At 71.8% G+C, this 13,788-nt stretch carries 12 protein-coding genes; 4 read left to right on the forward strand and 8 right to left on the reverse strand.

Annotation, left to right across the window (positions count from 1 at the left end; genetic code table 11):
• Positions 1-28: 28 nt before the first annotated feature.
• Positions 29-919 (forward strand): NAD(P)-dependent oxidoreductase, encoded by an 891-nt coding sequence (locus STRAU_RS10445; protein WP_016640250.1) that lies wholly within the window; start codon positions 29-31, stop codon positions 917-919.
• Between the two features lie 28 nt (positions 920-947).
• Here STRAU_RS10445 and STRAU_RS10450 read toward each other — a convergent pair whose 3' ends face one another.
• The 7 genes from STRAU_RS10450 to STRAU_RS10480 all read right to left on the reverse strand — a co-directional run bounded on the left by STRAU_RS10450 (position 948) and on the right by STRAU_RS10480 (position 8,885).
• A complete protein-coding gene (locus tag STRAU_RS10450) occupies positions 948-1,952 on the reverse strand; it encodes a zinc-binding dehydrogenase (protein ID WP_016640251.1) in 1,005 nt (334 codons plus the stop codon).
• Between the two features lie 102 nt (positions 1,953-2,054).
• Positions 2,055-3,044, reverse strand: coding sequence for a porphobilinogen synthase (gene hemB / locus STRAU_RS10455; RefSeq protein WP_052029033.1), 990 nt, complete (start codon positions 3,042-3,044; stop codon positions 2,055-2,057).
• Between the two features lie 157 nt (positions 3,045-3,201).
• Positions 3,202-4,863 carry a bifunctional uroporphyrinogen-III C-methyltransferase/uroporphyrinogen-III synthase gene (locus STRAU_RS10460; RefSeq protein ID WP_016640253.1) on the reverse strand — a complete coding sequence of 554 codons (1,662 nt, stop codon included), beginning with the start codon at positions 4,861-4,863 and terminating at the stop codon, positions 3,202-3,204.
• On the reverse strand, positions 4,860-5,834 hold the full coding sequence (hemC, locus tag STRAU_RS10465) for a hydroxymethylbilane synthase (protein WP_016640254.1): 975 nt from the start codon (positions 5,832-5,834) through the stop codon (positions 4,860-4,862). The genes STRAU_RS10460 and hemC overlap by 4 nt, the downstream gene beginning before the upstream one ends.
• Positions 5,831-7,495, reverse strand: coding sequence for a glutamyl-tRNA reductase (locus STRAU_RS10470; RefSeq protein WP_078621124.1), 1,665 nt, complete (start codon positions 7,493-7,495; stop codon positions 5,831-5,833). Before STRAU_RS10470 ends, hemC begins: the two co-directional genes overlap by 4 nt.
• Positions 7,492-8,256, reverse strand: coding sequence for a redox-sensing transcriptional repressor Rex (locus STRAU_RS10475; protein WP_016640256.1), 765 nt, complete (start codon positions 8,254-8,256; stop codon positions 7,492-7,494). The genes STRAU_RS10470 and STRAU_RS10475 overlap by 4 nt, the downstream gene beginning before the upstream one ends.
• A 341-nt stretch (positions 8,257-8,597) precedes the next feature.
• Positions 8,598-8,885 (reverse strand): glutaredoxin family protein, encoded by a 288-nt coding sequence (locus STRAU_RS10480; RefSeq protein ID WP_037658554.1) that lies wholly within the window; start codon positions 8,883-8,885, stop codon positions 8,598-8,600.
• Positions 8,886-9,012: 127 nt separating this feature from the next.
• Here STRAU_RS10480 and STRAU_RS10485 point away from each other — a divergent pair, with 127 nt between their 5' ends.
• The 3 genes from STRAU_RS10485 to STRAU_RS10495 all read left to right on the forward strand — a co-directional run bounded on the left by STRAU_RS10485 (position 9,013) and on the right by STRAU_RS10495 (position 12,712).
• Positions 9,013-9,963 (forward strand): HAD family hydrolase, encoded by a 951-nt coding sequence (locus STRAU_RS10485; RefSeq protein WP_037658563.1) that lies wholly within the window; start codon positions 9,013-9,015, stop codon positions 9,961-9,963.
• Between the two features lie 396 nt (positions 9,964-10,359).
• Positions 10,360-11,133, forward strand: a complete 774-nt coding sequence (locus STRAU_RS10490) for an ECF subfamily RNA polymerase sigma factor, BldN family (RefSeq protein ID WP_016640259.1) — start codon at positions 10,360-10,362, stop codon at positions 11,131-11,133.
• A gap of 304 nt (positions 11,134-11,437) precedes the next feature.
• The gene (locus STRAU_RS10495; protein ID WP_016640260.1) at positions 11,438-12,712 is read left to right on the forward strand and encodes a DUF5667 domain-containing protein; all 1,275 of its coding nucleotides are present in this window, start codon (positions 11,438-11,440) and stop codon (positions 12,710-12,712) included.
• A 95-nt stretch (positions 12,713-12,807) separates the two neighbouring features.
• Here STRAU_RS10495 and STRAU_RS10500 read toward each other — a convergent pair whose 3' ends face one another.
• The gene (locus tag STRAU_RS10500) at positions 12,808-13,767 is read right to left on the reverse strand and encodes a lysophospholipid acyltransferase family protein (RefSeq protein WP_259299877.1); all 960 of its coding nucleotides are present in this window, start codon (positions 13,765-13,767) and stop codon (positions 12,808-12,810) included.
• Between the last annotated feature and the right edge of the window lie 21 nt (positions 13,768-13,788).

Consider the following 13,788-nt stretch of genomic DNA (forward strand, 5'->3'; position numbering starts at 1 on the left):
TCATCCTCATCCTCGAAGGAGCCCCGCCGTGCCCGCCACCGACTTCTCGCCCGCCGCCCACCCCGTCTCCGTCTTCGGCCTCGGCATGATGGGCTCCGCCCTGGCCGCCGCGCTGCTGAAGGCGGGCCACCCGACGACGGTCTGGAACCGCACCGTGGCGAAGACCGGACCGCTCGTCGCGCAGGGCGCGACCCCGGCCGAAACCCCCGCGGCCGGGGTCGCCGCGAGCCCGCTCGTGATCGCCTGCCTGACGACGAACGACAACGTGCGCGAGCTGTTCGCGCCGCTCGCCGCGGAGCTGCGCGGCCGCACCCTGGTGAACCTCACCAACGGAACGCCGTCCCAGGCCCGGGAGTTGGCGGCCTGGGCGCAGGAGCACGGCATCGCCTACATCGACGGCGGCATCATGGCCGTACCGCAGATGATCGCGGGCCCGGGCGCGTACATCCTCTACAGCGGCGACGAGGCGGCGTACGCGACGCACCGCGAGACGCTCGCCGCGCTGGCCGACACCAAGTGGGTCGGCACGGACGCGGGCCTCGCCGCCCTGTGGGACCTGGCCCTGCTGACCGGCATGTACGGCATGGGCATCGGCGTCGCCCAGGCGTACGCGCTGATCGGCAGCGCGGGCGTGCCCGCGAAGGACTTCGCGCCGCTCCTGACGGACTGGGTAATCGCGATGACCCAGGGGATCGTGCCCGGCACGGCCGAGGCCATCGACTCCGGGCAGCACCTCACGGACGTCTCCAGCCTGGAGGTGAATCAGGCGGCGGTGCCGAACCTGGCCACCACCTTCGCCGAACACGGCGTGCGCGACCTGCTGTTCGGGGCGATGCAGCCGCTCCTGGACCGCGCGGTCGCCGAGGGGTACGGCGCCGACGGCCTGTCCCGGCTCGTCGACCTGCTCAAGACCCCGTAGGGCAGCAGCGGCCCCAGGCGCCACGGCATCACGGGACGAGCACCACCTTGCCGGTCGTCTCCCGCCGCTCCATCGCCGCGTGCACCTCGGCGGCATGGGACAGCGGGAACGACTGGACGGCGGGGACGAGTTGCCCCTCGGCGCCGGCCGCGAGGGCCCTCCGCTCGTGATCGGGCCGGTCCTCGGGGCGGGCGAGGAGCCGCAGCAGCGCGTTGACGTACGTGATGCCGCGCTCGGCGAGCACCTCGTCCCCCGGCGCGAACTCCACCTGGGACGCGGCGCCGATCGACACGAACCGCCCGCCGTCGGCGAGCAGCCCGAACGCGGTGGCGGCCTGCTCGCCGCCCACCCCGTCCAGCACGACGGTGACGCGCCGCCCGCCGACCCGGGCCCGCACCTCGGCGTCCCACCCGTCCTCGCGGTAGTCGACGGCGATCACCTCCCCACGCCCCGCGTCGTCACGCCCGCCCCCGAGCTTGCGCACCGCCGCGACCTTGGCGGGCCCACCGGCCACCCCCACGACCGTCGCACCCATCTCGTACGCGTACTGCACGACGAGCCGCCCCACGCCCCCGGCGGCCGACGTCACCAACACCACGTCGTCCGGGGTGATTTCGGCGATGTCGAGCAGTCCGACGGCGGTGGTCCCGGTGACGACCATGGCGACGGCGGCCTCGAAGCCGAGCCCCCGGGGCACCGCGTGCAGCTGACCGACGTCGGCGACGGCCAACTCCGCGTACCCACCGGGCGTGCCGTACGCGGTCACGACGGACCGCCCCAGCCACTCCTGCCCCACACCCGCCCCCACCGAGTCGACGACCCCGGCCACCTCCCCCCCGAAGATGGCCGGCAACTCGGGCGCGGGCGGCGCCAGCTCCCCCGCGTTCCCCGCCCGCAACACGGTCTCGATGAAGTGCACCCCCGCGGCCCGCACAGCAATCCGCACCTGCCCGGGCCCGGGCTCCGGGTCGGGCACGGTCTCGTACGAGAGATTCTCGGCGGGCCCGAATTCATGGAGTACGACGGCACGCATCTGGTCCTCCCGGACATGGGAAACAAGTCGATGCCCCCACCCTGGAACCTCAACAGCGGTTGAAGTCAAGTGACTCCAACCGCTGCCTGAGCGTCTGCGGGATCAGAGCTGACGCGCGACCTCGGTCGCCCAGTACGTCAAGATCATCTGCGCCCCGGCCCGCTTGATGCCGAGCAGGGACTCCAGGATCGCCTTGTCGCGGTCGATCCAGCCCCGCTCGGCCGCGGCCTCGATCATCGCGTACTCGCCGCTGATCTGGTACGCGGCCACAGGCACGTCCGCCGCTTCGGCGACGCGCGCCAGGATGTCGAGGTAGGGGCCGGCCGGCTTCACCATCACCATGTCGGCGCCCTCTTCGAGGTCGAGCGCCAGCTCCCGCAGGGCCTCCCGGGCGTTGCCCGGGTCCTGCTGGTACGTCTTGCGGTCACCCTTCAGGGACGATCCGACGGCCTCCCGGAAGGGCCCGTAGAACGCCGACGAATACTTCGCGGTGTACGCGAGCATCGCCACGTCCTCGTGCCCGGTCTGGTCGAGCGCGTCGCGGACGACGCCGATCTGGCCGTCCATCATCCCGCTCGGGCCGAGCACATGGGCGCCCGCGTCCGCCTGGACCTGCGCCATCTCCGCGTACCGCTCCAGGGTCGCGTCGTTGTCGACCCGGCCCTGCTCGTCGAGGACGCCGCAGTGCCCGTGGTCGGTGAACTCGTCCAGGCACAGGTCGGACATGATGATCAGGTCGTCCCCGACCTCCGCCCGCACATCGCGCAACGCGACCTGAAGGATCCCGTCCGGGTCGGTGCCGGCGGTGCCGAGGCCGTCCTTCTTGGCCTCCTCCGGCACCCCGTACAGCATGATCCCCGAGACCCCCGCCTCGACGGCCTCCACGGCGGCCTTCCGCAGGCTGTCCCGCGTGTGCTGGAAGACCCCCGGCATGGCCCCGATCTCGACCGGCGCGCCGATGCCTTCGCGCACGAAGGCGGGCAGCACCAGGTCGGCGGGGTGCAGCCGGGTCTCGGCGACCATGCGCCGCATGACGGGGGTGGTACGCAGGCGCCGGGGCCGCGAACCGGGGAACGAACCGTACGTACTCACTGCAGAATCCACCTCACGGTAAATCGCGCTGCGCGCCTCGCCCTTCGGGCGCGCGTTTCAGCCCGCCCCGGCGCGTTTCAGCCCGTCCGGCGTTTGAGGACGAGGCGTTCAGGCCGACAGCGGGGGTCCGGGGGCGGCAGCCCCCGGAGCGCCAACCCTACGGCGCCGCAGCCCGCCGCCGACGAGCCCCCGGCCGCCGCTCACTGGGCCGAGTAACGGCATCCCCGGCCTCGAGCGCGGCAGCACGCCGCTGCGCCCCGAACTCCGCCAAGGCCGCGGCCAGCTTGTGCACCGACGGCTCCGGAGCCATCACGTCCACCCGCAGCCCGTGCTCCTCCGCGGTCTTCGCGGTGGCAGGCCCGATACACGCGATCACGGTCACGTTGTGCGGCTTACCGGCGATGCCCACCAGGTTCCGCACGGTGCTGGAGGAAGTGAAGAGCACGGCGTCGAAGCCGCCGCCCTTGATGGCCTCACGCGTCTCCGCCGGCGGCGGCGACGCCCGCACGGTCCGGTAGGCGGTGACGTCGTCGACCTCCCACCCGAGGTCGATCAGGCCCGCGACCAGCGTCTCGGTGGCGATGTCGGCCCGAGGCAGGAAGACCCGGTCGATCGGATCGAAAACAGGATCGTAAGGAGGCCAGTCCTCCAACAGCCCGGCAGCGGACTGCTCCCCGCTCGGCACCAGGTCAGGCTTCACACCAAAAGCAACCAGAGCCGCAGCCGTCTGCTCACCCACCGCCGCGACCTTGATCCCGGCGAAGGCCCGGGCATCGAGCCCGTACTCCTCGAACTTCTCCCGCACGGCCTTGACCGCGTTCACCGACGTGAAGGCGATCCACTCGTACCGCCCGGTGACGAGCCCCTTGACCGCGCGCTCCATCTGCTGCGGCGTCCGCGGCGGCTCGACGGCGATCGTCGGCACCTCGTGCGGCACGGCCCCGTACGAACGAAGCTGGTCGGAGAGCGAGGCCGCCTGCTCCTTGGTGCGCGGTACGAGGACCCGCCAGCCGAACAGCGGCTTCGACTCGAACCACGAGAGCTGGTCGCGCTGGGCGGCGGCGGAGCGCTCACCGACCACGGCTATGACGGCCTGCCCGCCGTCCGGCGACGGCAGCACCTTGGCCTGCTTGAGGACCTGCGCGATGGTGCCGAGCGTCGCGGTCCAGGTGCGCTGGCGCGTCGTCGTACCGGCGATGGTCACCGTCATCGGGGTGTCGGGCTTGCGCCCGGCGGACACCAGCTCACCGGCGGCGGCCGCGACCGAGTCCAGGGACGTGGAGACGACCACGGTCCCGTCGGAGGCGCCGACCTCCCCCCAGCACCGCTCGGAGGCGGTACGGGCGTCGACGAACCGCACGTCCGTGCCCTGCGCGTCCCGCAGCGGCACCCCCGCGTACGCGGGCACACCGACCGCGGCCGCGATGCCCGGCACCACCTCGAAGGGGATGCCCTCGGCGGCGCAGGCGAGCATCTCCCCGGCCGCGTACGCGTCCAGGCCCGGATCGCCGCTGACCGCACGCACGACCCGCCTGCCGCCCCGCGCGGCCTCCATGACAAGATTGGCCGCGGCTGAGGCCGTTGGCCCGTCGACGCTCGCTGACGTGCCGTCAGCAGCCTGCGGGAGAGGTGTGTCCACACCCCCTCGGGCATGCACACGTACGACATCGAGAACATCCGGCTCGGCGATCAGCACATCCGCTCGGGCCAGCGCCTCGACGGCGCGCAGAGTCAGCAGTCCCGGATCTCCGGGTCCGGCACCCAGAAAGGTGACGTGCCCGTGTGCGGGAAGGCCGGGAAGGTTCGAGGTGGGGCTCAAAGTGCTCGCTCCCCCATCAGACCGGCCGCGCCCTTGGCGAGCATCTCGGCGGCGAGTTCCCGCCCGAGCGCCATCGCCTGGTCTTCCGATTCAGGCACGGGACCGGTGGTGGACAGCTGCACCAGCGTCGAGCCGTCGGTGGCACCGACGACGCCGCGCAGGCGCATTTCCTTGACAATCTGCCCGTCGGCCAGCAGGTCGGCCAACGCACCCACGGGTGCGCTGCAGCCGGCCTCCAGGGCGGCGAGCAGGGATCGCTCGGCGGTCACGGCGGCCCGGGTGTACGGGTCGTCGAGCTCGGCGAGCGCGGCGGCGAGTGACGCGTTGGACGCGGCGCACTCGATCGCCAGTGCCCCCTGGCCGGGGGCGGGCAGAACGGTGTCGACCGACAGGAAGTCGGTCACCTCGTCGGTCAGGCCGACGCGGTTGAGGCCCGCGGCGGCGAGCACGACGGCGTCCAGCTTGCCGTCGCGCACGTATCCGATGCGGGTGTCGATGTTCCCGCGGATCGCCACGGCCTCTATGGAGCTGCCGTGGTTGCGGGCGTAGGCGTTGAGCTGCGCCATGCGGCGCGGCGAGCCGGTGCCGATGCGCGCGGGCCCCTGCGGGGCGTCGGCCACCAGCTCCGCGAAGGTCAGTCCGTCGCGCGCGATCAGTACGTCCCGCGGGTCCTCCCGCTCCGGCACGGCGGCGAGCGTGAGCTCGGCCGGCTGCGCGGTGGGCAGGTCCTTCAGCGAGTGCACGGCGAAGTCGACCTCGCCGGCGAGCAGCGCGTCGCGCAGCGCTGTGACGAACACACCGGTGCCGCCGATCTGGGCGAGGTGCTCGCGCGAGGTGTCGCCGAACGTGGTGATCTCGACGAGCTCGACGGGCCGCCCCGTCAGCTCCGTGACCTTCCTCGCCACCTGCCCGGACTGGGCCATGGCCAGCTTGCTGCGCCTGGTCCCGAGTCTGAGTGCCTTCTCGGTCATGCGCGGCCTCGCTTGGGTTCGTCGTTCTCTTGGTGCTGGTTGAGCTGGACCCCGGCGTTGCCCCCGGCGTTGCTCAGCAGGTCGGCCCGGGAGACGGCGGCGACCGTCTCCGGGTCGAGGTCGAAAAGGGTGCGCAGCGCGTCGGCGTATCCGGCGCCGCCGGGCTCGCTGGCGAGCTGCTTCACCCGCACCGTCGGCGCGTGCAGCAGCTTGTCGACGACGCGGCGCACGGTCTGCGTGATCTCCGCGCGCTCCTTGTCGCCGAGCTCCGGCAGCCGGCCGTCGAGCCGGGCCATCTCGCCGCTGACGACACCGGCGGCCATGGTGCGCAGCGCGACGACGGTCGGCGTGATGTGCGCGGCCCGCTGCGCGGCGCCGAACGCGGCGACCTCGTCGGACACGATCGTGCGCACGGCGTCCACGTCGGCGGCCATCGGCGCGTCGGCGGACGCGTCCGCGAGGGACTCGATGTCGACCAGGCGGACGCCGGTGAGGCGGTGCGCGGCGGCGTCGATGTCGCGGGGCATGGCGAGGTCGAGCAGGTACAGCGCGGCGGCGCGGGCGACGGGTGCCACGGCGGCACCGGCCGTCCGGCTCGTCCGCACCGAACCGCCGCCCACAGCGGGGCTGTTCTCGACCAGCGCGGCGTGCTGCTCGTACGCGGTCTCGTCGCCGGGAGTGCCGGTGCCGGGCGTGGCGTCGGTGTCCGGCGTCGCGTCGGCGGGCTGCGCGGGCGTGCCGGTGTGCGGCGCGATCACACAGTCGTCGTCGCGGCAGACCGCTCCGTCATGCCCGTCCCGTACGCCACTTCGTACGTCACCGACGCGCCCGGCGAGCGCCGCCGTGACGTCCGCGGCCGTGAGGACGAGACCCGTCGCGCCGGTGCAGGAGACGGCCACGTCGGCACGTGTCAGTTCCTCGGCCACGTCGTCCATCGGGACGGCGCGGGCGGCGACTCCCGTGCCGCCCTCCGTGAGGATGTCGGCGAGCCGCTCGGCCCGCTCCAGGGTGCGGTTGGCGACGACGACCTCGTCGATCCCGGCCCGCGCGAGGGTCGCCGCGGCCAGCGAGGACATGGAGCCCGCGCCGATCACCAGCGCGCGCTTGCCCTTGGCCCAGGCGTGCACGGGCTCGCGCCCGGCCAGCTGCTCCAGGCCGAAGGTGACGAGCGACTGCCCGGCCCGGTCGATGCCGGTCTCCGAGTGCGCCCGCTTGCCCACGCGCAGGGCCTGCTGGAAGAGGTCGTTGAGGAGTCGGCCCGCGGTGTGCAGCTCCTGCGCCCGCGCGAGCGCGTCCTTGATCTGGCCGAGGATCTGCCCCTCGCCCACGACCATGGAGTCGAGCCCGCACGCCACCGAGAACAGGTGGTGGACGGCCCGGTCCTCGTAGTGCACGTACAGATGAGGAGTGAGCTCCTCCAGGCCGACCCCGCTGTGCAGGGCGAGCAGCGTCGACAGCTCGGCGACACCCGCGTGGAACTTGTCCACGTCCGCGTACAGCTCGATGCGGTTGCAGGTCGCGAGCACGGCCGCCTCGGCCGCGGGCTCGGCGGCCACCGTGTCGTGCAGCAGCCTGGCCTGCGCGTCGACGGTGAGCGCGGCCCGCTCGAGCACGCTCACCGGAGCGCTGCGGTGACTGAGACCTACGACGAGGAGACTCATGCCGGCATCACGGCGGGGACGTCCCCGTCGGGTCCCTTGCGGTGGTCCTTGGCGACGGCGGGCGTGGCTGTGCCGTCCGCGGCGTCCGCGGCGCTCTCCTCGCCGGCCTTGCGCTGCTCGTGGAAGGCGAGGATCTGCAGCTCGATGGAGAGGTCGACCTTGCGTACGTCGACGCCGTCGGGGACGGTCAGCACGGTCGGCGCGAAGTTCAGGATGGACGTGACGCCCGCGGCCACGAGGCGGTCGCACACCTGCTGGGCGGCGCCCGCAGGGGTCGCGATGACGCCGATGGAGACGCCGTTGTCGCTGATGATCCGCTCGAGGTCGTCCGTGTGCTGCACCGGCATGCCGGCGACGGGCTTGCCCGCCATCGCCGGATCGGCGTCTATGAGGGCGGCCACGCGGAATCCACGCGAGGCGAACCCGCCGTAATTGGCCAGCGCGGCGCCGAGGTTACCGATACCGACGATGACAACCGGCCAGTCCTGGGTCAGGCCGAGCTCACGGGAGATCTGGTACACGAGGTACTCGACGTCGTAGCCGACGCCGCGCGTCCCGTAGGAGCCGAGGTACGAGAAATCCTTGCGCAGCTTCGCGGAGTTGACCCCCGCGGCGGCGGCCAGCTCCTCGGAGGAGACCGTGGGCACCGAGCGCTCCGACAACGCGGTCAGAGCCCTCAGGTACAGCGGAAGCCTGGCGACGGTGGCCTCGGGAATCCCTCGGCTGCGGGTCGCCGGTCGGTGAGTTCGGCCAGTTGCCACGGTGCTCCTGCGGGTAGAGCGGGGCTGAAGGCGGCCACACGTTCCCAGACCGCCCCGTCGACAGCAGGCTATGTCTTTGTGAACGCGTGCACAAAGATGGTGTCCGATTTGCCCGCCCAACGTGACCGGGGTCACGCGCCCCCGGCGCACTTCCCTGGAACCGGCGCACGGCCGGGGACGACACTCAACCGACGGGGGCAAAACCGCACACACTCCTCACGACCCTCGCCCCCGAGATCTCAAAACCGACCCCCGATGCTAAACGACTTTCCGGACAGCTCCGGACGTCATAACCGGCCAACACCGGCCAACACCGGCCACCGGACCCCGGCGGGCGCGCGCTACCCCTGCAACTCCCGCCGCAGCCGCCCCTCGTCCACCCGCCAGAACGTGTGCTGCTCCCCGTCCACCAGGACAACCGGAATCTGCTCCCAGTACTCCTTGTGCAGCGCCTCGTCCCGGGTGATGTCCTTCTCCTCCCAGGCGACGCCGAGCTCGCCGCAGACCCCGGCGATCACCTCCCGCGCGTCGTCGCACAAGTGACACCCGGGCTTGCCGATCAGCGTGACAAGACGCTCGCCCGGTGCCTTCTTCCCTGCTTTCGCCGTCCTGCGAAATAGCGCGCTCATACCGTCCAGCTTCCTATGGGCGGGCCTTCTCCGCGGCGCCCGGTGTGACCAGTGCGACACGGATCGTTGTCGGGTTCGAATCCTTCCATTCACAGGCGCACCGAACAGAGTGGCTATGCTCGACGGCATGGCCGCTCTGGGTTGGCTCCACCCCCGCAGGCGCTTCGCCACCGCGCGCAGCGTGCTGGCAGGCGAGGCTTCGGCAGAGGCAGCGCGCAAGTCGTCACAAGAGCTGGAGGAGTTCGGCGAGCGGGCCGAAGAGGCCCCGCCGAAGGAGGCCGAGGCCCCCGAGTTCCCGGTCGCCGGCGACGAGAAGGCCGCCGCGTTCTTCGACCTCGACAACACCGTGATGCAGGGCGCCGCCCTCTTCCACTTCGGCCGCGGCCTGTACAAGCGGAAGTTCTTCCAGCGCCGCGAGCTCGCCCGATTCGCCTGGCAGCAGACCTGGTTCAGGCTCGCGGGCATCGAGGACCCCGAGCACATGCAGGACGCCCGCGACAGCGCCCTGTCCATCGTCAAGGGCCACCGCGTCGCCGAGCTGATGTCCATCGGCGAGGAGATCTACGACGAGTACATGGCCGAGCGCATCTGGCCCGGCACCCGCGCCCTGGCCCAGGCCCACCTCGACGCGGGCCAGAAGGTCTGGCTGGTCACGGCCGCGCCGGTGGAGACGGCCACGATCATCGCCCGCCGTCTGGGCCTGACCGGCGCCCTCGGTACCGTCGCGGAGTCGGTGAACGGCGTCTACACCGGAAAGCTCGTCGGCGAGCCGCTGCACGGCCCCGCGAAGGCCGAGGCCGTCCGCGCCCTGGCCGCCGCCGAGGGCCTGGACCTGGCCCGCTGCGCCGCGTACAGCGACTCCCACAACGACATCCCGATGCTCTCCCTGGTCGGGCATCCGTACGCGATCAACCCCGACACCAAGCTGCGCAAGCACGCCCGCGCCCGCGAATGGCGGCTGCGCGACTACCGCACCGGCCGCAAGGCCGCGAAGGTCGGCATCCCCGCCGCCGCGGGCGTCGGCGCCGTCGCGGGCGGCACTGCGGCCGCGATCGCGCTGCACCGCCGCCGCCACTGACGCCGAGCCCTCCCCGGCACCGACACGCTCGGTGACCACCGCCCGCGGAGCCCCCGGAAGCCGGGCCTCCGCCGCTCGCCGCGCGCGGAAACGACGGCAATCGTTCTGTCTTACCCGCCACGCCCCCCGCCAGTCCCGTTCGTTCAACTCGGCCACAACACGCCCCGCGGCTACCCCGAATGCGCGCTCATTCGATCAACAATCGTTCAATAACCGGTACTTGATTGACCGCTGATCGGTAACAGAAGCGACGTAATCGATGATTTGAGCAACTGGGTGTAGCGCTGCCTGTACGAAGCGTTATTCTCCTCAGACGCATAACGGACCCCGCGCGTCGCTACGACGGGTGAACGGTCCGGTACTGCACGTGATGGAAGCTCTGCCTCTGGGAGTCCCGTGTACCCACACGTCGGGGTTGACGCCTCGGGCCTGGCTACGCTGCGCGCAACGGTCGTCGACCGCCTGCGCGGCTTCGTCCCCACCGCGTACGCCGTCCCCGCCTTCGCCGTCCCGGCACCCGCCGGGCCGTGCTACGCCCTGGCGGACGGCGGTGCGGCCGTCAGCAGACGGGCGCGCTCCGGTACCGCCACGACCACCCACCGCCGTCCCGCGGCGGACAGTGACAGCGCCCGCATGATGGACCTCGTCGAGCGCGCCCAGGCGGGCGAGTCCGACGCCTTCGGCCGTCTCTACGACCAGTACAGCGACACCGTCTACCGCTACATCTACTACCGCGTCGGCGGCAAAGCGACCGCCGAGGACCTGACCAGCGAGACCTTCCTGCGCGCCCTGCGCAGGATCGGTACGTTCACGTGGCAGGGCCGCGACTTCGGCGCCTGGCTCGTCACCATCGCCCGCAACCTGGTGGCCGACCACTTCAAGTCGAGCCGCTTCCGCCTCGAAGTGACCACCGGCGAGATGCTCGACGCGAACGAGGTCGAGCGCAGCCCCGAGGACTCCGTCCTGGAGTCCCTCTCGAACGCCGCGCTCCTCGACGCCGTGCGCCGCCTCAACCCCCAGCAGCAGGAGTGCGTGACCCTGCGCTTCCTGCAGGGCCTCTCCGTGGCCGAGACCGCCCGCGTCATGGGCAAGAACGAAGGCGCGATCAAAACCCTCCAGTACCGAGCGGTCCGTACGCTCGCCCGACTCCTCCCGGACGACGCCCGCTAGCGGCGCAGCACGGGCGTCCCGCGACAGGGCGCGACGCCCGACTCACCGTCCGTGGCGGCCAGATGGCCGTCACGGGCTTTGGCGAGCCCTGCGCGGTCCGATCATCTTTCGTCCGTAACCCAAGTGCCGCGACGCTCGTTGTGCGGGATGCAGGCTCCCTGTGGTTGCAATCCGATCGCCCCCGAGCTCCCTCGGAGCACGGGGAGGCTCCATGCGCTCACTCGAACGTGTGGAAGTGTTCGGCACACGCAACCCTCAGGACCCCCTGGGGAGTCGACCGTCATGACGAGAGGAGGTGCCGCCAGTGATCGCGAACGTATCGGCCCACCGGCGGGCGAACGCCTTCGCCCAAGCCCTGGAGGAGCATTCCGACCAGGACCCGGCGGCCGAGCAGCCCGAAGATTCCCCCGCCACCACAACGGCCGCCCGAGCCGACTCCGCGACGTCGGGCGCGGCCGGGCGCGACCGGATGCTGGCGCTCGCCGACGGCCTCGCCCGGCTCCCCGCGCCCCAGCTCGACCCCGAGGTCAAGGTGGTCCAGCGGGCCCAGCTGGTGGCGGCCATGGAAGCCATGCTGGCGGAGGGCACAGCGGCGGGCGAGGGCAGAAGCCCTTCCGTACCGGAACAGCGCACGAAGGGCGCCAAGGGCTCCCACCGGGCAAGCCCCCTGCGGAAGTTGAAGCCACGCACACGCCTGTCCAAGGGCATCGCCGCCGGCGGCCTCACCGTGGGCGTGGCGGCCGGGGCCTTCGGCGGCGTGGCCGCGGCGAGCGGGGACGCCCTCCCGGGCGACTCCCTCTACGGCCTCAAGCGCGGCATGGAAGACCTCAAGCTCGGCATGGCGGACAGCGACACCGACCGCGGCCGGATCTACCTCGACCAGGCATCCACCCGGCTCAACGAGGCCCGCCGGCTGATGGAGCGCGCCCGCTCCGGCCACCTCGACCACGAATCGGTCGGCGAAGTCCGCCGCGCCCTCTCCGGCATGCGGCACGACGCCTCGGAAGGCCACCGCCTCCTCCTCGAGGCATACGAACGCGACGGCTCCCTCGGCCCCATCCAGACCCTCTCCGCCTTCGCCCAGTCCCACCGCGGCAGTTGGAGCGCCCTGCGCGAACAGCTCCCCGTCCAGCTCGGCGACGTCGGCGAGCAGGTCAGCTCGGTCTTCGACGCCATGGAGCAGGAAGTCGAGCCGCTGCGCTCACTGCTGCCCAGCCAGACCGGCAAGGACGACTCCCCCGACGACCGCCCCCGCCAGGACTCGTCCACCAGCACCGGCCAGGACCACCCCGCGCCCCGCACCTCCGGCGAATCCGGCCGACCCCAGTCCCCCGGCGGCAAGCCGAAGCCCTCCTCCCCCGGCCGCCAGGAAAGCCGCGAAGGCATCCTGCCCGGCGTCACCGACGGCATCCTCGACCCCCCGCCGGAGCACGCGCCGCCCGCCCCCTCCGGGACCAACGAGGCAAAGAAGAACCCCACCCCCAAGAACCCCAAGCCCGGCAAGCCGGAGGTAACCCTCCCGCCCCTCCTCCCCGGCCTCCTCCCGGAACTGGGAATCGAGGACGAGGACCAGAGGTAGCCGCATAACTGGGGGCTCTGCCCCCAGACCCCCGCTCCTCAAACGCCTTACGGGAAGGGGCGGGATTGGGGAGCTCCCAGCCGGGCCCACCCCCGTCAGAAGAACACAGACCTCCGCTGCACCAACAACTTGTACAGCGTGTGCTGAATCTGCTCCCGCACCTGATCCGTCAGATTGAACATCAGCATCGGATCCTCAGCAGCCTCCGGCGGATACCCATCCGTAGGAATCGGCTCCCCGAACTGAATGGTCCACTTCGTGGGCAACGGCACCACACCCAACGGCCCCAGCCAAGGAAACGTAGGCGTCAGAGGGAAGTACGGAATCCCCAGCACCCGAGCCAGCGTCTTCGCGTTGCCGATCATCGGGTAGATCTCCTCGGCCCCCACGATGGAACAGGGCACGATCGGCGACCCCGTCCGCAGGGCCGTGGACACAAACCCGCCCCGCCCGAACCGCTGCAGCTTGTACCGCTCACCAAAGGGCTTCCCGATCCCCTTGAACCCCTCGGGCATCACCCCGACGAGCTCCCCGCGCTCCAGCAACGCCTCCGCGTCCTCCGCGCACGCCAACGTGTGCCCGGCCTTGCGCGCCAGTTCATTGATCACCGGCAGCATGAACACCAAGTCCGCGGCGAGCAGCCGCAGATGCCGCCCGTGCGGATGGTTGTCGTGCACGGCGACCTGCATCATCAGGCCGTCCAACGGCAGCGTCCCGGAATGATTGGCGACGATCAGCGCCCCGCCGTCGGCGGGGATGTTCTCGATGCCCTTCACCTCGACGCGGAAGTACTTCTCGTAGAAGGGCCGCAGCAGCGACATCAGGACCTGGTCGGTGAGCTCCTCGTCGTACCCGAAGTCGTCGACGTCGTACTCACCCGTCAGCCGCCGCCGCAGAAACGCGAGCCCACCCGCGATCCGCCGGTCCCAGCCACCGCCGCCGCCACCGCGCGGCCCCGGCTCGGCGGCCCGTTCCGGCGCCGCGTCCCGCCCCGCACCGCGCGGCTCCGGGCGCCCCTCGTTCGCCTCCGTCGCGCTCGGGGCCCCCGCGTCCAGCGGTTCCGCGCCCGGCGCGGC

This window comes from Streptomyces aurantiacus JA 4570, assembly GCF_000414115.1.
GTDB classification, from domain to species: domain Bacteria; phylum Actinomycetota; class Actinomycetes; order Streptomycetales; family Streptomycetaceae; genus Streptomyces; species Streptomyces aurantiacus_A.

Bases quoted from the DNA above. Each gene is read 5' to 3' on its own strand.
- STRAU_RS10450 (WP_016640251.1), bottom strand. From the start codon at position 1,952: ATGCGTGCCGTCGTACTCCATGAATTCGGGCCCGCCGAGAATCTCTCG.
- hemC (WP_016640254.1), bottom strand. From the start codon at position 5,834: ATGACCGAGAAGGCACTCAGACTCGGGACCAGGCGCAGCAAGCTGGCC.
- STRAU_RS10470 (WP_078621124.1), bottom strand. From the start codon at position 7,495: ATGAGTCTCCTCGTCGTAGGTCTCAGTCACCGCAGCGCTCCGGTGAGC.
- STRAU_RS10480 (WP_037658554.1), bottom strand. From the start codon at position 8,885: ATGAGCGCGCTATTTCGCAGGACGGCGAAAGCAGGGAAGAAGGCACCG.
- STRAU_RS10485 (WP_037658563.1), top strand. From the start codon at position 9,013: ATGGCCGCTCTGGGTTGGCTCCACCCCCGCAGGCGCTTCGCCACCGCG.